We start from the raw sequence: 17,933 nt of genomic DNA, 5'->3' as shown, positions 1-17,933 counted from the left end.
CCTCAGGCGCGACCGCTTCAGGCGGACATTTTCAGTGGCAGGAAACGAAAGCTTTCATGCCCACATCCGAGAATGTGTGATTGGAGTAGCGGATACAGACATCTCGCCACTGAGAATTCCGCGTCACCCCCGCGAAGGAGCTTCCCGCCGACCAGCGCAACGGTACACACCCGAAGCTGACCACTTCAAGTGCCCAGTTGATCACCCTTTCACAGTTTCACACATGCCCTACGCCCGTTAACGCATGCGTCATGCGCGCGCCTTGTACCGACCCCGGATTATTGCCCAGAAACAGCAAGGAACAGGAAAACACTAATCGCGCTACAAATACGATAGGGCCACTAATTGTCAAGACAGCGGGGAAGATAGTTGACGATACGTGGACGATCGGGCAGATCGCCGGTTCTTCGGCCGGCCACCCGGTTCAAGGTGAGGGTGTCGAGCCGGCCGCACCCCGCTGGCTCTCCTGCCCACCGATCGCCTGGTGGTGTCCGGCTTCCACCGGTATGTGCGCGGGCCCGATGCATGTCGGGCTCCTGGCTGCGGTCATCGGCCAGGACCCTGTTGTCCGGCAACCCCAAGTCAGCAGCTTGGTTCGGCTTGGCCTCGGTGGGCGTGAGACGAGTCAACGGGGCCCCTGCGGGAGCCGGTCGATCTTTCGCGTCGCGGTCGCAATCGCCCGGACACATACGGCGCGAGCGTGCCCTCGCCAGTGATCGTGCTGTCCACTGTGGTCATTCGTTCCCGCCTGGCGGCGCGGTTGTCGCCGGTGAGCGCGACGCTGCGACAAGCCAGCGGCCGGCACTCGATTCTCGCTTACGTGAGATCCATGGCCTGAACGCCGCACGCTGCTCGAAGCGGCGTGCGGCGTTCGTTCCCGGTGCCGAAGCGGCGCTCAGCTCGCCGCCGGTTGGTTGTGCACGGTGATGTGCGCGAAGTTCCGGTCGAGCACCGCGTTCACCGGGGCGGCGACCAAGACCCTGTAGGCCCTGTCCGCCGGGGGCGGGTTGGTCGTTCCGGCGGCCACCGGGACGACCACGGTGGCGCTGGTCCGCCCTGGCGGGATCTCCACGCGCCATGCCGCGGCGGCGATCTGCGCACCGGACTGTGTCTGCACGTTCGCTACCACCGGGACCCGGCTCGGCCGGGACAGCGTGAGCCGAACCGTGGCGGTCGTGGCGGTCGTGCCGACGTCGACCGTCGTGTCCTCGATCGAGATCCGGGGCAGCGCACTCGGACCGCCCGCGCCCGCCGCCGCGGTCTGGAACGCCAGATCGGACAGGAACACCCCGCCGGACGGCGTCGCGGTCGACAGCACCACGCTCCGGAGATCGTGCACGTCGACCTGCGTCAGGTCCGATATCGGCCAGCGCACCGATTCCAGCCAGGTCTTGGGCAGGAAGGTGCCGGCACCGGGCAGCGGGGTCATCGCCCCGGACAGCGCGGACAGTGTCGTCGACTGCGACCGGCCGGCCCCGTCTGTCACGGTGAGCCTCAGATCGGCGGACGGGCTGATGTCATCGATCGCGGCCCGGATCGTCAGCGCCGCGTAACGCGAAACGTCGTGCTCCGCCACGGCGGCCGTCATCGCTCCCGCTCCGGTCCAGCTCAGGTGCAGCATCGGGGACGCCGTCACGTGGCTCGCGAAGCCGTCCGGCGCGAACGACGGGAACTTGTTGGTAAAGGTGGACTCCGTACACGAGGGCAGGCCACTCTGCGGTGATCGGCCGGCCATGCTCGCGCAGTACGCACCCGTCACCGAGCCGGTGAACCGCACGTCGCGTGCCTGCCCCTGCAGCGGTGCCACGTCGAGCCGATCGGAAGCGGGCGATTGGCTCTCCTGCAGGACCGTGGCGGCGCCGACGGTGACGGCGCTGCCGCTGTTTCCGGCGAACATCGGCAGGAACGCGTTTTCCCGGCCGAGCACCAGCCGGAAGAAGCCGGCGATGTAGGACGCGCCGACTTGGTGCTGCTGCGCGGCGGTGAGGCGGCTCGTGGTCGGTGCGTTGAGACCACACGTGGGGTCGTTCTCGTCTTGCCAGTCGTCGCCCTCCGGTGCCGCCGCGTCCCCTGGTGTCCACTGGGTGTTGAAGAAGTTGTGATTCGCGCCCATCACCAATAGCGAGGCCCGCAGGACGTTGTCCGGGCCGGCGTAGCGGGTGTCCTCGTAGTAGTGCTGGCCCTCCTGGTCGGACACGTCACCGTCGCAATACGGCAGCACCACGGCCATCGGCACGTCCGGCAGCGTTTCCCGGTCGAAGTCGGTCGGTGCGAGCGGCAGCACGGCCCTGATGCCGTAGGGATGCGGCAGCGCCGCGTTCATCAGCGCCGCCTTCACCACACCCGCACCGCCACGCGAATGCCCCATCAGGCCGACGTTGTCCAGGTCGAGTTTGTCCCGCAGCGACGGGCTCAAGCCGGGTGCGCGGCCGCGGTTCGCCTTGGCCAGCAGGTCCAGGTGGTCGAGCACGAGCTGACCGCGGGCCGACGTGCCGAAGTCCTCGCCGTTCTGGTTGTCCTGCGCGTTGACGCCGTTGGCGCTGATCGACACCACGACATAGCCGTGGCTCGCCAGCACTTCGGCAGCTTGGTCGAAGCCGTGGTAACTGGGGATCGAGGCGAACCCGGTGGGGCACGGCCAGTCCACCTCGTCCATCTTGCCAGTGCTCGCGTCATAGCAGGGCACGTAGCGGCCGTGCAGGAAGATCGCGACGGGTCGCTTGCCGGGCGCGTCCGGCACCCACACGGCGGCCCGTTCCTCCACGGGCTTGCCGGGCAGCCCCGGCAACGTCAGGGCGGTGTCACCGAAGTCGTAGTCGGCGCGAGTGCTGTGGTACCGACCGGTGGTTGTCGGGTCGGGCGTCGGCTTGCCGGGTGCCGGCATCGTGCCGCGCCGCGTGGTTCGTGGTGCGCTGCCGCCGACAGCGCCGTTCCACGCCAGCTGCACAGTGCTCGGGTGGGCGGCAGCGGGGTCGGCGGTGACGACGGTCAGCGTCCTGCGGTCCGGCGACTCGTGTGCCACGCCGACCGATTTGCCGTTCACCGCGATCTCCGGTGCCGCGGCACGGGTATCGAGCTGCCGGGGAAGGTGCAGGGTGATCTGGTAGCCGGCACCTTCCCGTACCACCGACCACGAGGTGCCGTCCGGCTCGGACGGAGACGCGGCTGCCGGTGTCGTGCTCACCATCGTGACGGCTGCTGCCGCGGCGACGGCGGCCTGGAGTGATCTCACCCATCGGTGCATTCGTCCTCCATGTCGAGGTGTTCTCGTTCGGTGCGGAGAATTCGGTGTGCACCAGGAAGTCCCGCCGGACCGCGGCGAGTTCTTCACCTGATCATCGTGATATGGCCCCTCGGCACACCATGTCCGAGAGAACTGTCTGCCCGACGATCCCCTTTTCAGGCACGAAAGTACTTTCCCGGGGTGGTGCTGCGAGGTCGTGCGGGAGGCGGCCCTCGATCGGCCTGTGAAATGGGCTTTCTCCTGTGCCTGGTGCACCGCCGAGTTCGTCCGCGGCGGTGCACCAGGCGGATTCGCTCCGGGGTGTGGGAGCGGTGCTCAGACGAATTCGGTCACGGTGCCGCGGATGCCGAAGAGGGACTTGCCGTAGATGTCCGAGGCGACATCGGCGCGCAGCGCCGCGTGCCGGCTCCCGGTCTCGCTGTCGCGCCAGATCCGTTGCAGCGGGTTCGATTCGCCGAAGCTCGAGGCGCCCTGCGCGGAACACACCAGGCGGATCGCCTCCCGCGCGTGGTCCGCGGCGACCCCGGCGTCCATCCGGATCCGGGCCCGGACGTCGTAGTCCGGCTGGATCCCGTGGTGCGCGGCCTCGTCGATGTCCGCCGCCGCGCGGTAGGCGTGCAGCTGGGCGGAGTCGGCCAGGGACGCGGCCTGTGCGGCGGCCTGCTGGATGATCGGGGCTTCGGCCTGGATGGCGTAGAACGTCTGGGTCAGCGACCGCTGTGGCGCCTTCTCCCGCAGGATTTCGACGGCGGCCTCGGCAAGTCCCAGCTGGGGCCCCGCCAGCACGAGCGCGGCCGCCGGCACGAACGCCGACCGGTAGAGCGCTTCCTCGGTGTAGGGGGTGGCGTAGTGCCCTTCGACCGCGTCCGGCGTGGAGTGGAAGCGGTGGGCGGGAACGAAGATGTCCTTGCCGGCCAGCGTGTTCGAGGCGGTCCCCCGCATCCCGCTGACAAACCAGGTGTCCTCGACGGTCAGCTCCGACATCGGCACGAGCACCAGCCCGGTGGCGTCGGTGGTGCCGTCCGCGTCCGGCCGCTTCACTCCGAGCATCGCCCAGTCCGCGTGGGCGCTGCCGGAAGCAGGCGCCCAGCGCCCGCTGACAAGGTATCCGCCGTCGGCTGCCTCCGCGGTCCCGGAGGGGGTGATGACGCCGGCGACGTGGGACTGCGGGGTGCCGGCCCAGACGTCGTCCTGTGCCTGGGCGGGAAAGAGCCCGACGAACCAGGAGTTGATGTTGAGCAGCGTGGTGACCCAGGAGGTCGAGCCGCAGGCCCTGCCGACCTCGCGGCTGACTTCCAGCAGCGTGCGGAAGTCGGTCTGCAGGCCACCGTAGCGAGCGGGCCGCAGCAGGGAGAGCAGGCCGCTCCCGGCCAGCGCGGCGACACTCTCCGTGGGCACGTTGCGCTCGCGGTCGGTCCGGTCGGCGTTCCCGGCGATCAGCGGCCGCAGTTTGGCGGCGCGCTCGACGAGGTCGGCGCGCAGCTCGCGGGCTTCGTCGGTGACGTGCGGTGCGTCCAGGGCGATGCTCATTGTCATCTCTCTTTCGGGCGGTGATACGGGTCAGCTGGCGAGGGCGTGGGCGGAATGCGTGCCGAAGACCCGGCGCGCGTAGATCAGGGGAGCGGTCGTGGTCGACTCGGCTTCTTCGACCCGCACGACGAGCAGGACGTGGTCGCCGCCGTCGACATGGCGCTCCACGTGACCGGCGGTCCAGCCCGCGGACTCGGGCAGGTACGGCAGCCCGCCGCGTGGCCGCCAGTCGACCCCGGCGAACTTCGCGCACGGCCCGCGGTTGCGGTGCGCGAAGGCGGACGCGATGTCCCGCTGGCCGGCGCCGAGGATGTTCGCCCCGACTCGCGCGCCGGGCCGCAGGTACTTCAGCAGCCCGGAGGTGCGGGCGAGGGCGAAGGTCATCAGCGGCGGGTCGTTCGACAGCGAGGTGAGGCTGGAAACGGTGCTGCCGTAAGGACCCTCGCCGGTCATCGTGGTCACCACGGTGACCGGCGAGCACAGTGCGCTCACCAGGTCGGTGAAGGTATCTCGGTCGATCATCGCCAGGCCTTCCGGTCGCAGGGCGCCGGAAGTGCTCCGGCATCACCCATGAGACCGTGGGGAGGGCGGGTGCCTCTTGGTCCGCGAGCGCAAGATCGCGCCGCGAGGTTGCGCTCGGCTGCCTTGCCGCGCTCAGCGCAGGACCGCGTCGCCCAGCTCGTCGGCAAGCTCCAAGGCGGTCCGCAGTGCGAGCGGGCGTTCGTCCACCGCGCGTTCGAGTACTTCTTGTGCCCGCCGTACGCGATAGGTGACGGTGCCGCGCGCGATGTGCAGGCGCTGGGCCACGGTCACCAAGCTGCGCTCGGCGTCGAGGTAGTGCCGCAGGGTCGTGCGGAGGATCGCCATCGTCTCGGTGCGTTCGGCCAGCGCGCCGAGTTCGCGGCGCACGAGTTCGCCGGCGGCGGTCAGATCGGCGGTCAGCAGCGCCGCGACGGCGACGTCGGCGTATGCGGTCGACTCGCGTGGCCGTTGTCCGGCCTCGCGGCGCAGGTGTTCGAATCGTTCCGTCCGGCCGGCTTCGGCGTGCGAGCGGCGGAAACCGTCGACGCCGTTGGCGGGAAGGCCGATGCCCACGTGCAGTCCGTGCTGTGGCTGGAGGCCGGGCGCCAGCGCGCGGGCGTCCGCCGAACCGGCCATCGGCGCGCGTACGGCGCCCCACGCCCACACCTGGCCGGGCGCCATCGGCACCACCAGCGTCGCGGTCGCGCCGTGTGAGCGCAGCATCTCGGTCGCGGCCGTCTGCAGCGCGGGGTTCGCGGTGGGCGAGTCCGACCACAGGACGACGGCCACGTGCGTACGGTCGAGGTCGTACCCGAGAGTGCGGGAAGCCTGCTCGGTGTCCGCGGGCGGACTGTCGGAAAGCAGTGCGCGCACGGCACCGGCGCGCGCGGCGGCCGTGCTGACGCTCCACGCGGCGTGTTCCGTGAGGTATTCCCGGATCATCGCGTCGGTGAGCTTGTCGATGCGGCCGAACAGTTCCTGCGTGACCGCCGTGAGTTCTTCGATCACCGCGGACGGATCGAGGAGTTCGGCACAGGCACGGTGGAACGCCTCGGTCGTCAGCGCGTGCGCGATGCGCAGCCCGCGCAACACCTGCTCGAGCGGGATGGCCCGGTGGACGTACTCACGCATCCCCTCCGCCGTGGGCTCGCTGATCGGCGGGCGCTCCCCGGACGGCCCGGCGAGCGCGGCCAGCACCTGCACGGCGGACGCCTCGGTGCCGCGGCGGAGCCGTTCGCGGGCCCCGGCGCCGCCACCGAGGGACGGCACCTCCTTGAGGATCCGCGCCGCGACCTCGCTGCCCAGCTCGACGGCCCAGCGCACCGGATCCTCCCCCACGAGTGCGATGGTCTCCTCGATGATCGGCCACGGGCACGCCGCCTGCGCGAAGTCGACCGCACCATGCGGGCTCAGCTTCTTGACCCAGGCCCTGGCTCCGGCTTCACTCACCCGGTTGGTTGGGTTGATCGGGCGCACAGCTGATCAGCAGCTGGGCGGTGTGGGTGATGTGGTCACGCAGCAGGTTTTGCGCGTGGTCGGCGTCGCGCGCGAGAACGGCGTCGAGTAGTGCTCGATGCTCGGCGGCGACGTCGCGGCCGGGTTCGTTGCCGAGGGATACCGACCACTGCCGGTACAGTTCGGCCTCCTGCCGCAACGCACGGGCCGCGTCGAGCAGCCGCTGGTTGCGGCATCCGGCGAGCAGTGCGTGATGGAAGGCCGCGTGTGCCTGTGACCACTCGTCGGACAGGTGGTCCGGGTCGGCCGGGTCGCGGTACGGCGCGCGTTCCAGAAAGTGGTGCGCGGCAACGGCATCGGCCTCCCAGCGGGTGTCGCCTTCCCGCACCGACAGCCCCAGCACCAGGGATTCGATCTCCGCCCGCGCCTGTGTCAGCTCGGCAAGGTCCTGATGGGACAGCGGCCGGACCAGGTAGCCCTGACGCGGCCTTGCCACCACCAGCCCTTCGGCGACCAGTCTCGTCAGCGCCTCGCGGGTGGCGCCGACGCTCACTTGGTAGCGGTCGGCCAGGTCCGGGAACTTGAGCCGGTCGCCCGGCACCAGCCGACCGGCGAGGATGTCGGCGCGTAACGCCTGGTGGATGCCGTCGGTGCGGGTCGCTCCGCCGCTCTTGGTCATGCCTTCCATCCTAGCACTTTACGAATCCCGCTTGAACTTTCGAAAGTTTGGGTCTAGTTTCGAATTCAAGCCCCCCGGGACCCCGACCGCACCAGGAGTCATCGATGCCCGCGAACACCCTTCGACGTCCGACCGTGCTCCGTGGCGGGACGGTCCTCACCATGGATTCCGGCCGCACCGTTCTCGAAGGCCACGACGTTCTCGTGGTCGACGGCCGGATCGCCGCCATCGGTGTCGGTCTCGTCGTTCCCGACGGCGCCGAGGAGATCGACGCCCGCGGCGGGATCGTGATGCCGGGGATGGTCGACACCCACCGGCACATGTGGCAGACCACGACGCGCGGATACGGCGCCGACTGGACGCTCACGCAGTACTTCGTGTGGTACTACCTGAACTGGGGCAAGAAGTTCCGGCCGGAGGACATCCACGCCGGGAACCTCCTCGGCGCGCTGGAGGCGCTCGACGCCGGGGTCACCACCTGCGTGGACTGGTCCCACGGCCTGCAGACGATCGACCACGCCGACGCCGCGGTCGATGCGCTCGCCTCGGTGCCGGGCAGGTTCGTGCTGGCCTACGGCAACATCCAGGACGCGCCCGCGAACTGGACCGGCACACCGGAGTTCCGCAAGTTCTTCGACCGCCGGTCCGGCGATCTCGAAGGCTTCCAGATCGCCTTCGACGTCACCGGCGATCCGGGCTTTCCCGAACAGCCCGCGTTCGAGGTCGCCAGGGACCTCGACCTGGCGGTGACCACGCACGCCGGAATCCGGGGCGCGAGTGGCGACGACGCCCTGCGGCTGATCCACGAGCACGGCTACAGCGAGGCCAGAACGGTGTACGTGCACGCCTCGACGTTCTCCGCCGACTCCTACGCCCGCATCGCGGCGACCGGCGGATCGGTGTCGGTGGCCGCGGAAAGCGAGCAGAACGCCGGACAGGGCTATCCCGCGACGGCCGCCCTGCGCGCCCACGGCATCCCGGTGTCGCTGTCGCCGGACAGCTGCGTGCTCGGCAGCGGTGACCTGTTCTCCGCCATGCGCACGACGCTGGGTGCCGATCGCGCCTACGAGCACCTGCAGGCGCACGCTCGCGACGAGACCATCACCCATGTCTCCCTGCGCGCCGACCAGGTCGTCGAGTGGGCCACCCGCGGTGGAGCGCGAGCGCTCGGGCGGGACAGTGAGATCGGCAGCGTCGAGGTCGGCAAGAAGGCGGACCTCGTGCTCGTCCGCAACGACGACTCGCCGGCGATGACGCCGCTGCTGAACCCGCACGGGCACGTCGTCCTGCACGCTCAGCGCGCCGACGTCGACACGGTCCTGGTCGACGGCCGGATCGTGAAGCGCGATCACCGCCTGGTCGGTGTCGACCTGGCCGGCGCCCGCCGCGCGGTCGAGGCAACCGTCGACTACCTGCGCGCCGAACTCGGCGAGCAGGCCTGGCGCGAGGGCATGAACCCGGAGATCCCCAACACCAAGGTCCTCGACAACCCCTACACCTACACCTACTGATGGTCGGCCGAATCCCGGAAAGGCAAAAACAATGAAACTGGCCAATGTGGACGGACGCGCGGTCCTGCTGACCGCCGACGACACCGGAATCGACGTCGAAACGGCGTCGGGCGGCAAGTTCGGCCCCGGTCTCGCGTCCGTGTACGAGAACTGGGACGGGTTCCAGGCCTGGGCGCAGCAGCCGCCCGCCGAACCCGGCGTCGTCTTCACCCGCGCGCAGCTGGGCCCGCCCTCCCCTGCCCCGCGGCAGATCATCGCGATCGGCCTGAACTACGACGCCCACGCCGCCGAGTCCGGTTTCGAAGCACCGGACGGGCTTCCCCCGACGTTCACCAAGTTCGTTTCCGCGCTGACCGGTCCCGACGCGGAAGTCGTGCTGCCCACCGGCGGCGACGTGGACTGGGAGGTGGAACTCGTCGCCGTCATCGGCCGGACCGCCACCCGCGTCACGGAATCCGACGCATGGGACCACGTCGCCGGGGTGACGATCGGGCAGGATCTGTCCGAACGCATCTCGCAACTGGCCGGTCCGGCCCCGCAGTTCAGCCTGGGCAAGTCGTTCCCGAACTTCGCGCCGGTCGGGCCGTGGCTGGTCACACCGGACGAGCTGGCGAACCGGGACGACCTGGCGCTCGGCTGCGCGGTCGACGGCGAGACCGTGCAGAACGGCCACACTCGTGAGCTGATCTTCCCGGTCGCCAGGCTGATTTCCGCGCTGTCGCGCACTATCACCCTGTACCCAGGCGATCTCCTCTTCACCGGAACCCCGGCGGGCGTGGGCGTGGGCCGCACGCCGAAGCGGTTCCTGCGGCCCGGCGAGCAGCTCGTCAGCTGGATCGAAGGCATCGGGGAGATGCGCCAGACATTCGTGACCGCACAGGAGGACTGACATGGGCATGCACCGCCTCACCCGGGTCACGATGGGGGTCCCGAACGTCGCGGACACCATCGCCTACTACGCCGATTTCGGGCTCACCCACCTCGGCGACGGGGCCTTCACCACCCTCGAAGGCGGCGAGCAGCTACATGTCCGGCACGCCCCCACCCGCCGGTTGCTCGAACTCGGGGTGGGCGTCGACGACCTCGACGACCTCGCGCGGACCGCGTCACGGCTGAACCGCCTCGGCCTGGCGGGCGGCGCGGACGGCACCGCGGTCACCGCGATCGAGCCGGTTTCCGGCTTCACCGTCCGCGTCGAAATCGCGCCGCGGATCGTGCAGCAGCCCGTCCCGGCCACGCCGTACAACGGGCCCGGCCGCATCGAGCGGTTCGGCCGCGCACCCGGAGTGCTGCGCGAGGACCCGATCCGGCCCAAGAAACTCGGCCACTGCGTGGTGGGCACCACCGATCTCGAAGCCACCATGCGGTTCTTCACCGACGGCCTCGGCTTCAAGGTCAGCGACTACATCGGCGACAAAGGCGCCTTCATGCGCTGCTCGGTCGATCACCACAACGTGCTGGCACTCGCCGCACCGGTGAACTTCCTGCACCACACGTCCTGGCAGGTCGACGACATCGACGACGTCGGGCGAGGCGCGAAAGCGATGCTGGCAGGCAACCCCGACCGGCACGTCTGGGGCCTCGGGCGGCACCACGCGGGGTCCAACTTCTTCTGGTACCTCAAGGATCCCGCGGGAAACTTCAGCGAGTACTACGCCGACATGGACTGTATCCCCGAAGACGAGATCTGGACCCCGGAAGTCTTCGAAGGCGCGCAAGGCCTGTTCAGCTGGGGCCCGCCCCCGCCACCGTCGTTCCTGGAACCGGACGACCTCGCCGCGCTGATGACCGGGCAGCACGCCCCCTCCCAGTGACCGCGGCCGACCGCTTTTCCCAGTCCCACCATCGAAACAAGGAGAGATCATGACAACCGCCCTGTACGTGCCCCAGATCCCGGACAACCTCAACATCCGGTTCGTCGAAAACCGCATCGTCATCAACCGCCCCGCACAGGACGTGTACGACTGGGTGACCACCTGGTCGAACCTGCCGAAATGGCTGCCGATGGCCCTCGGCACCGAAGTACGACGCGGCAAAGAGAACGTCCCCGCCGAGATGGGCGACGAACTGCTCGAAACCATCCAGCCGGAACTGAACGAGAAGCCGAAGCTCTACACCGTGGTGGCGCGGGTCCCCGGCAAACTGTGGACGGTGGTCGGCCGGGACGTGTACGACGACGGCACCCTGGCCCCGATGCACGCGATCGCCACCTTCACCACCTTCGACCTCGGCGACGGAACAACCCTGTTCTGCCGCCTGTTCGAGCGGCTGATCCCGGACACCGAGCCGCCCGGCCCGCACCCGGTCGAAGACCCCGCCCTCATCCAGCCCGGCCTGGAACTGATCAAGGCACACCTCGAGGGCACGGCCGAATAGCTCATCGCGCGGCGCTCCAGGGCAGCCGACCGAGGTCCGGCCCGTGCGCGGGCCTTTTCAGGAGACGAAAGTGGCTGATCAATCACACACCACAGCCGGGTCGCTCACCTCGGATCACCGGCGCGCGGGCCGCCAGGGGCTCGCGCTCGCCGCGCTCGCCGCGGGCCAGTTCATGGTCGTGCTGGATTCGTCGATCGTGAACGTCGCGCTGCCGTCCATCCGCGCCGGTCTCGGCCTCGGTCCCGCCGAGCTGTCCTGGGTGGTGGACGGCTACCTCGTCGCGTTCGGCGGTTTGCTGTTGCTGGGCGGCCGGCTCGCCGACGTGTTCCGTCGCCGCGGGGTGTTCGTCGCGGGTCTCGCCGTGTTCGTCGCGGCATCGGCCGCATGTGCGCTCGCTCCGACCGGGCCGGTCCTGATCGGCGCGCGGCTGGCGCAGGGAGCCGGCGGGGCGGTCATGGCACCGGCGGCGCTGTCCATCGTGATGGCCTTGTTTCCCGACGGCGCCGGGCGCGCCAGGGCGATGGGCATCTGGGGCGGAGTGTCCGGTGCGGGCGGCATCGCGGGCGTCCTCCTCGGCGGCGTGCTGAGCCAGACCCTGGGCTGGCCGTGGATCTTCCTGATCAACGCACCGATGGGACTGCTGGTCGCCGCGGTGGTGCTGTGGACGGTGCGCCCGTTCCCTGCCGCGGGCGGCACGTTCGACATCGGTGGCGCGGCCACCGTCACGCTCGCCATGGCGAGCATCGCCTACGGTCTGGTCAGCGGTGCACATGCCGGCTGGACGGCCGGCGTCACCCTCGGCGCGCTCGTCCTCGGCGTGATCGCGTTGGCCGCTTTCCTCGCCGTCGAGCGGCGCGTCGCCCGGCCGCTCGTGCCGCTGCGGGTGTTCACCCGCGCTCCGCTGGTCGCGGCCAACGCGATCATGACACTGCTCGGCGCCGTCAGCGTCGGCATGTTCTACTTCCTGCCCCAGTACCAGCAGATCGTGCTGGGCATGAGCCCGGTGGCGACCAGCGTCACCCAGGTACCGATCGCGGCGGCGATCACCGCCGGCGGGCTGCTCGCGCCCAGGATCGCCGCGGTCGTGGGCTCCCGCACCGCGCTCGCCGGCGGCCTCGTGTCCTTGACCGTCGGGCTCGCATGGCTGGCACTGGGGCCAGGCCCCGCCTATGCCGCGCTGGTGGGGCCGTTCCTGTTGATCGGCGCGGGAATCGGGGTCGGTCTCGTGTACGTCACCACCCTCGCCGTAGCCGATTCCGTTCCCGGCGAAGCCGGACTCGTCAGCGGCCTGGTCAACACCACGCGCCAGATGGGCGGTGCGCTCGGTCTGGCGACACTGGTCGCCGTCGCGACCGGCACCGGTCCCGTTCCGCACTTCGCCACCGCCTTCGCCACCGCGGCCGGACTCGCCGGCCTGGCGTTGCTGCTGTCGTGGGCACCGGCCCTTCGCAAGCACTGAAACCGTTGCAGGAAAAGGAGATCATCATGACGACCAAGCCCTACCTGACCGGGCACTACACCCCTGTCCCCGACGAGACCACCGCGGTGGATCTGCCGGTCACCGGCGCATTGCCGCCGGAACTGAACGGTGAATACGTCCGCAACGGCCACAACCCGAAGCCCGGCATCACCCCCAGCCACTGGTTCAAGGGTTCCGGCATGCTGCACGGCGTCCACCTGGCGAACGGGCGTGCCCAGTGGTATCGCAACCGCTGGGTCAGAACCCCGGCTCTCGACGGTGCACCGCTCGTGCGCGAAGACGGCAGCATCGATCTCACCGCCAGCGTCGCGGGCACCCACATCATCGAGCACGGCGGCCGGCTCCTCGCACTCCAAGAAGCCAACCTGCCCTACGAGGTCACGCCCGAACTCGACACTGTCGGCCCGTTCGACTTCCACGGCAAGCTCACCTCGGCGATGACCGCGCACCCGAAGCAGGACCCGGCGACGGGCGAGTTGCACTTCTTCAGCTATTCGCCGTTCTCACCGCACCTGACCTACTACGTCGCCTCGCCCGAGGGCCACATCACGCGCAGCCACGTGGTCGACGGCAGCGGCCCGAGCCTGATGCACGACTTCGCCATCACCGCGACCAAAGCCGTTTTCCTCGACCTGCCAGTCGTTTTCGACCCCGAGGAGACCTCGGGCATCCCCTACCGCTGGCATGACGACTACCCGGCCCGCATCGGTGTCCTCGACCGCGTCGGTGCCCCGCACGTGACCTGGATCCCGGTCAGCCAGCGCGCCCTGCTGCACGTCACCAACGCCTACGACACGCCGGACGGCAAGATCGTCCTCGAAGGACCCGCCTACGACCAGGCGTCCTGGGCGACCTCGTGGAAGTGGTGGATCGGCGCGCCCGGCTACCCGACCACCCCGGTCAGCGGGGCGATCGCGACCCGGTGGCTGCTGGACCCGGCGACCGGGACCGCGACCGAACAGGAACTCGACGACCTGGTGACGGACTTCCCCAGCATCAACGACGACCGCACCGGCCTGCCCTCCGCGATCAGCTACTCGGTCGCCTTCCCAGGAGCGGGGCTCGACGAATTCGCCATCGTCAAACTGAACACGACCACCGGCGAGCGGCACCTGCACCGGCCGGGGCCCGGCCGGCATGCCGGCGAAGCCGTCTTCGTCCCCGCCGCGGGCGCCACCGGCGAGGACGACGGCTACCTGCTGACGATCGTCAGCGACCTGCGCGCCAACGCATCCCAGCTGCTCGTCCTCGACGCACACGACCTGAGCACCACCGCCACGGTCGACCTGCCCCGGCGCGTGCCCAGCGGAATCCACGGCTCATGGATCCCGGACACGCACCTCACCTCGTGATCACCACACCGACGCACCCAGGACCGGCTCCCCCGGGTGTCAGGCGGCGATCTCGACGGCCGGCTGGGGCGTGGCCGCCAGTCGCCGGGACCGCACCGCCAGAATGATCATCACGGCCGGGATCAGGATGTCGGTGATCAGGACTCCGCCGGTGTTGCCGGGGGCGTGGTCACCGCCCGCGAACCACTGGTAGACGTGACCGACCACGGCTCCCCACAGGAACATCCCGGCACCGAGCCCGATAGTGATCCGCTCGCGCGCGGATGCCGAGGCGGCGCGGAATCCCAGGACGGCCAGCCCGAGGTTGGCGAAGGCGATCTCGAACAGGAACGGCGTCCGGCCGAACCCGATCGCGGTGGCCATCACGTCCGGGACGGCGAGGAACGCGACCGTCATCCACAGACTGCCCAGCCCCATCGCGCCGATGGCCCACCAGCGCTGCCAGATCTCCAGCCGTTCCCGAGGCGAGGCGACACGGCGGGCCCGCACGGCGGCGCCGATGGCCGGGATCAGGATCCAGACCACGGGGAAGGCTGACTGGGCGAGGTAAGAGAAAGTGTCCATACCCTCAGTCTTATCTTGTTAACATTAACTAGTCAACACTCTGTTATGCTGACACCATGGACGACGGACTCGCAGACCTGCTGCACCGGGTCGTCATGCTGCTGGGCGAAGCGACCCGGCGACGCACCGACGACCGAGACGGCCTGACCTACAGCCAGATACGACTACTGGGCACACTCGAAGACATCGAACCGGCGACACAACACCGCCTCGCACAGGCACTGTCGGTATCCGACCCCGCGATCAGCCGGGCACTACGACCACTCGAAGCAGACGGCCTCGTACACATCACCATCGACCCCGACCACGCACGACGACGACTGGTCCGCCTCACCAAAGCCGGCCGAAAAGCCTTCCATGCCACAGGAAAGCCGCTCCAGGACGAATTCCGCACCGCACTCATCGCGGCCGGCTTCCCCTACGAACGCTACCTGCAAGACACCCTCCGGCTGGCCGAAATCCTCGAGCCCGACTGAGAACGCCTTCGACGGCTACCCGGCGGGCAGCACCTCGTCCCAGGCGACCGGCAGCGCGACCGGCCCGAGCACGACGGTGTCCTTTTTGAACTGGATCTCCTCGAACGGTACCGCCAGCCGCAGCGAGGGGATCCGGCGTGGCAGCGTGGCCAGCACGGTGGACAGCTCCAGCCGGGCGATGTGCTGTCCGGGACACTGGTGCGAACCGTGGCCGAAACCGAGATGCGCGGCACGCGTCCTCGTGACGTCCAGCCGCTCCGGCTCGGGGAACCGGTCCGGATCGTGATCGGCTGCCTGGATCGCGACGACGACGTAGTCGCCCGCCGCGATGCGGGTGCCCGCGAGTTCGGTGTCCACAGTGGCCACTCGCATCAAGCCGTTGCCCGTGCTCAGCAAGCGAACGAGTTCCTCCGCGGCGTTCGGGGCGAGCGCCGGGTGGTCGCGGAGGATCGCGAGCTGGTCCGGGTCGCGCAGCAACGCCAGCATGCCGTAGGTGATCATGCCCGCCGTGGTGTCGTAACCGGCGGCCAGCAGGCTCGCCGCCACCTTCGTCAGTTCGAGCTGGGTGAGCGGCTGATCCGCCGCCCGTGCCCTGGCGGCCATCACGCTGATCACGTCCTCGCCGGGCTCCTGAACGCGGCGGGCCACCAGTTCGGCCAGGTAGGCGTACAGAGGGACATTCGCCGCCGCCAGCTCGTCGGCTTCGACGTGCCCGTCGAACAGCGCCCTGGCGGCGTTGCGGAACAACACCCTGTCCCCGGGCGGGACATCGAGTAACTCCGCGATCACCGACGAGGTGAGCGGTGTGGCGAACCTGGCGTGCAGGTCGACAGGGCCGGTCTCCCCCGCCAGCTCGTCCAGCAGGTCGTCGGTGATGCGCTGAACCAGCGGCCGGAACAGCTCGGTGCGTTTCACCGTGGTGATCGCGGGCGCGATCACCCGGCGGAAACGCAGGTGATCCGCGCTGTCCATCCGGTTGAAGTCGCCCTCCTCGACACCGGCGTCCGGGGGCTGGTTCAGCAGTACGTGACCGGCCTGGCCGGAGCGCGCGCTGAACCGCTCCTGGTCACCCAGCACCTCCCGGACATCGGCGTAACGGGTGACCAGCCAGGCTTCGATCCCGGTCGGGCACGCCACCTTCGTCACCGGTGCGTCGCGCCGAAGGCCGGAGATTTCGGGCGCGGGCCCGAAAGGACACTCCCGCTCTCGGGGCGACGGCAGCGGAATGACATCGATCGTGGAGGACAATGACCGCTCCTTACCGCGGCGGTAACCAACAAACGCGACCGTAGGCAGGCCCTATCACGGAATCGTCACGACGACGCACCCGTGCCCAAGCGGGCAGTAATCGTTGTCCGGCCGGATCCGCGCGGGCTTTCGGTTAGCCGACGGTTAACCGTATAACCTACCCTGAGGAGCGACCCGTCGACGCCGAGCGACGGCCGGGGGAGCTTCGATCGTCCACGACGCAGCATATCCGCAGCGACAAGGACGCGACGAAACGTAGCCGAAGTGGAAGTGGGAGGCCGTCCTTGGTAACCATGCGAGATGTGGCGGAAGCCGTCGGAGTCTCGCACGCGGCCGTCTCGTACGCCTACAACCGGCCTGACAAGCTTTCCCAGCAGCAACGGTCACGCATCCTCGCGGCAGCCGCGGAACTGGGATATCCGGGACCGAATCCCACCGGCCGGAGCCTGCGCACGGGCAAGGTCGGCGCGCTGGGGCTGATCCTGACCGATTCGCTGCCCTACGCGTTCGAAGACCCCGGGGTGGCGCTGCTGATGCGCGGCATCGCGGAAGTGGGTGAACTGGCCCAGATCGCCTTGACCCTGCTGCCCGCGCCTCTGGAGGCGATACCCGCCGCCGCGAGCCTCGACGCGTTGCTGCGTGGCGTGGTCGACGGCTTCATGGTGTACGCGATGCCGGATCGCCATCCCGTGCTCGACAGTGTCCTGCGCCGCCGGCTGCCGGTGGTGACCATCGACGGTCCCGCGCTCGAGGGACATTCCCGGGTCGGCATCGACGACCGTGGCGCGGCCCGCGAGGCGGCCCGGCATCTGCTGGCGCTCGGCCACCGCGACGTGGCCGTGCTGGTCAGCCGCCTGAGCCCGGACGGCCGTTCGGGGGCGGCGTCCCACTCGCGGATCGCCCATGCCCGTGACCGGGTCATGAAAGCGCGGGTCAAGGGCTACCGCGACGCCTTCGCCGAGGCCGGGGTCGGCGTGCTCCCGGTCGTCGAGGCCGGTGGGTTCAGCGCGGCACAGTCCCGCGCGGGCGCCGAAATGCTGCTCGACACCCGTTCGGTGACGGCGGTGCTGGCCGCGACCGACGTGCTGGCACTGGCCCTGCTCGACGCGGCGGCCGGCCGCGGCCTGCGCGTTCCCGAAGACCTGGCCGTGATCGGGTTCGACGATCTGCCCGCCGCGGCGGCCGCGGGGCTGACCACGGTCCGGCAGCCCATGACGCAGAAGGGACAGGAGGCGGCCCGCCTGCTGTTGAACAACATCAACGGGACGCCGGGAACACACCTCGTCACGCTGCCCACCGAACTGGTGGTGCGCGGCAGCACAGGCGAGCCGACGACCGGATCGACGGCTTCGCCGCGCTGAACCCCCGCGCACCGGCCACACCCAGGCGCCGGGCCTCCGGCGCGAACGAGCCAGATCTCACATCCCGGCCTCGCGTCCGAGCGGGTAAGCTCGACGCCATCATTCTAGTTACACGGTTAACCTGGTGACAGCGAG

The 17,933-nt window shown here is 69.5% G+C and carries 15 protein-coding genes; 8 read left to right on the top strand and 7 right to left on the bottom strand.

Translation table 11 applies throughout. From position 1 onward, the window contains the following. Positions 1-895: 895 nt before the first annotated feature. From ACFW0G_RS07685 to ACFW0G_RS07665, 5 genes are all read right to left on the bottom strand, one after another. Complete coding sequence (locus ACFW0G_RS07685) at positions 896-3,232, bottom strand: hypothetical protein (protein ID WP_378324044.1); 2,337 nt, start codon at positions 3,230-3,232, stop codon at positions 896-898. A gap of 327 nt (positions 3,233-3,559) precedes the next feature. Continuing rightward, positions 3,560-4,774: an acyl-CoA dehydrogenase family protein gene (locus ACFW0G_RS07680; protein WP_378324043.1), complete on the bottom strand. Its 1,215-nt coding sequence runs from the start codon at positions 4,772-4,774 to the stop codon at positions 3,560-3,562. A 30-nt stretch (positions 4,775-4,804) separates the two neighbouring features. Beyond that, positions 4,805-5,296: a flavin reductase family protein gene (locus ACFW0G_RS07675; protein WP_378324042.1), complete on the bottom strand. Its 492-nt coding sequence runs from the start codon at positions 5,294-5,296 to the stop codon at positions 4,805-4,807. A gap of 132 nt (positions 5,297-5,428) precedes the next feature. After that, entirely contained in the window at positions 5,429-6,745 is a 1,317-nt protein-coding gene (locus ACFW0G_RS07670; RefSeq protein ID WP_378324041.1) for a PucR family transcriptional regulator, read from the bottom strand. Continuing rightward, positions 6,738-7,430: a GntR family transcriptional regulator gene (locus ACFW0G_RS07665; protein ID WP_378324040.1), complete on the bottom strand. Its 693-nt coding sequence runs from the start codon at positions 7,428-7,430 to the stop codon at positions 6,738-6,740. The genes ACFW0G_RS07670 and ACFW0G_RS07665 overlap by 8 nt, the downstream gene beginning before the upstream one ends. Before the next feature lie 104 nt (positions 7,431-7,534). Between ACFW0G_RS07665 and ACFW0G_RS07660 the strand changes: the two genes are divergently transcribed. The 6 genes from ACFW0G_RS07660 (at position 7,535) to ACFW0G_RS07635 (ending at position 14,149) form a co-directional block, all read left to right on the top strand. Continuing rightward, entirely contained in the window at positions 7,535-8,941 is a 1,407-nt protein-coding gene (locus ACFW0G_RS07660) for an amidohydrolase family protein (protein WP_378324039.1), read from the top strand. 31 nt (positions 8,942-8,972) lie between these two features. Continuing rightward, positions 8,973-9,830, top strand: a complete 858-nt coding sequence (locus ACFW0G_RS07655; protein WP_378324038.1) for a fumarylacetoacetate hydrolase family protein — start codon at positions 8,973-8,975, stop codon at positions 9,828-9,830. Position 9,831: 1 nt separating this feature from the next. After that, positions 9,832-10,755: a VOC family protein gene (locus tag ACFW0G_RS07650; RefSeq protein ID WP_378324037.1), complete on the top strand. Its 924-nt coding sequence runs from the start codon at positions 9,832-9,834 to the stop codon at positions 10,753-10,755. Positions 10,756-10,804: 49 nt separating this feature from the next. Then, positions 10,805-11,317 carry an SRPBCC family protein gene (locus ACFW0G_RS07645; protein ID WP_378324036.1) on the top strand — a complete coding sequence of 171 codons (513 nt, stop codon included), beginning with the start codon at positions 10,805-10,807 and terminating at the stop codon, positions 11,315-11,317. 70 nt (positions 11,318-11,387) lie between these two features. Continuing rightward, the gene (locus ACFW0G_RS07640) at positions 11,388-12,776 is read left to right on the top strand and encodes an MFS transporter (protein WP_378324035.1); all 1,389 of its coding nucleotides are present in this window, start codon (positions 11,388-11,390) and stop codon (positions 12,774-12,776) included. Positions 12,777-12,802: 26 nt separating this feature from the next. Continuing rightward, entirely contained in the window at positions 12,803-14,149 is a 1,347-nt protein-coding gene (locus ACFW0G_RS07635; RefSeq protein WP_378324034.1) for a carotenoid oxygenase family protein, read from the top strand. Positions 14,150-14,188: 39 nt separating this feature from the next. On the opposite strand, the gene ACFW0G_RS07630 is transcribed toward ACFW0G_RS07635, so the two are convergent. Then, a complete protein-coding gene (locus tag ACFW0G_RS07630; RefSeq protein ID WP_378322860.1) occupies positions 14,189-14,713 on the bottom strand; it encodes a DUF6790 family protein in 525 nt (174 codons plus the stop codon). 56 nt (positions 14,714-14,769) lie between these two features. On the opposite strand from ACFW0G_RS07630, the gene ACFW0G_RS07625 reads away from it, so the two are divergent. After that, positions 14,770-15,189: a MarR family winged helix-turn-helix transcriptional regulator gene (locus ACFW0G_RS07625; protein ID WP_378324033.1), complete on the top strand. Its 420-nt coding sequence runs from the start codon at positions 14,770-14,772 to the stop codon at positions 15,187-15,189. 15 nt (positions 15,190-15,204) lie between these two features. Here the strand turns inward: ACFW0G_RS07625 and ACFW0G_RS07620 are convergent, their stop codons facing one another. Continuing rightward, on the bottom strand, positions 15,205-16,335 hold the full coding sequence (locus ACFW0G_RS07620) for a cytochrome P450 (RefSeq protein WP_378324031.1): 1,131 nt from the start codon (positions 16,333-16,335) through the stop codon (positions 15,205-15,207). 404 nt (positions 16,336-16,739) lie between these two features. Between ACFW0G_RS07620 and ACFW0G_RS07615 the strand changes: the two genes are divergently transcribed. Next, the gene (locus ACFW0G_RS07615) at positions 16,740-17,798 is read left to right on the top strand and encodes a LacI family DNA-binding transcriptional regulator (protein ID WP_378324030.1); all 1,059 of its coding nucleotides are present in this window, start codon (positions 16,740-16,742) and stop codon (positions 17,796-17,798) included. The last annotated feature ends 135 nt before the right edge of the window (positions 17,799-17,933 follow it).

Source organism: Amycolatopsis sp. NPDC058986 (genome assembly GCF_042741125.1).
In the GTDB taxonomy this organism is placed as follows: domain Bacteria; phylum Actinomycetota; class Actinomycetes; order Mycobacteriales; family Pseudonocardiaceae; genus Amycolatopsis.
The sequence above is the reverse complement of the archived record's forward strand: the minus strand, read 5'-3'. Positions and strand labels throughout refer to the sequence as shown.

What these genes read in the sequence shown, in the direction of transcription:
- ACFW0G_RS07680 (WP_378324043.1), bottom strand. Translation starts at nt 4,774, where the DNA reads ATGAGCATCGCCCTGGACGCACCGCACGTCACCGACGAAGCCCGCGAG.
- ACFW0G_RS07660 (WP_378324039.1), top strand. Translation starts at nt 7,535, where the DNA reads ATGCCCGCGAACACCCTTCGACGTCCGACCGTGCTCCGTGGCGGGACG.
- ACFW0G_RS07625 (WP_378324033.1), top strand. Translation starts at nt 14,770, where the DNA reads ATGGACGACGGACTCGCAGACCTGCTGCACCGGGTCGTCATGCTGCTG.
- ACFW0G_RS07675 (WP_378324042.1), bottom strand. Translation starts at nt 5,296, where the DNA reads ATGATCGACCGAGATACCTTCACCGACCTGGTGAGCGCACTGTGCTCG.
- ACFW0G_RS07650 (WP_378324037.1), top strand. Translation starts at nt 9,832, where the DNA reads ATGGGCATGCACCGCCTCACCCGGGTCACGATGGGGGTCCCGAACGTC.
- ACFW0G_RS07645 (WP_378324036.1), top strand. Translation starts at nt 10,805, where the DNA reads ATGACAACCGCCCTGTACGTGCCCCAGATCCCGGACAACCTCAACATC.
- ACFW0G_RS07665 (WP_378324040.1), bottom strand. Translation starts at nt 7,430, where the DNA reads ATGACCAAGAGCGGCGGAGCGACCCGCACCGACGGCATCCACCAGGCG.
- ACFW0G_RS07630 (WP_378322860.1), bottom strand. Translation starts at nt 14,713, where the DNA reads ATGGACACTTTCTCTTACCTCGCCCAGTCAGCCTTCCCCGTGGTCTGG.
- ACFW0G_RS07635 (WP_378324034.1), top strand. Translation starts at nt 12,803, where the DNA reads ATGACGACCAAGCCCTACCTGACCGGGCACTACACCCCTGTCCCCGAC.
- ACFW0G_RS07655 (WP_378324038.1), top strand. Translation starts at nt 8,973, where the DNA reads ATGAAACTGGCCAATGTGGACGGACGCGCGGTCCTGCTGACCGCCGAC.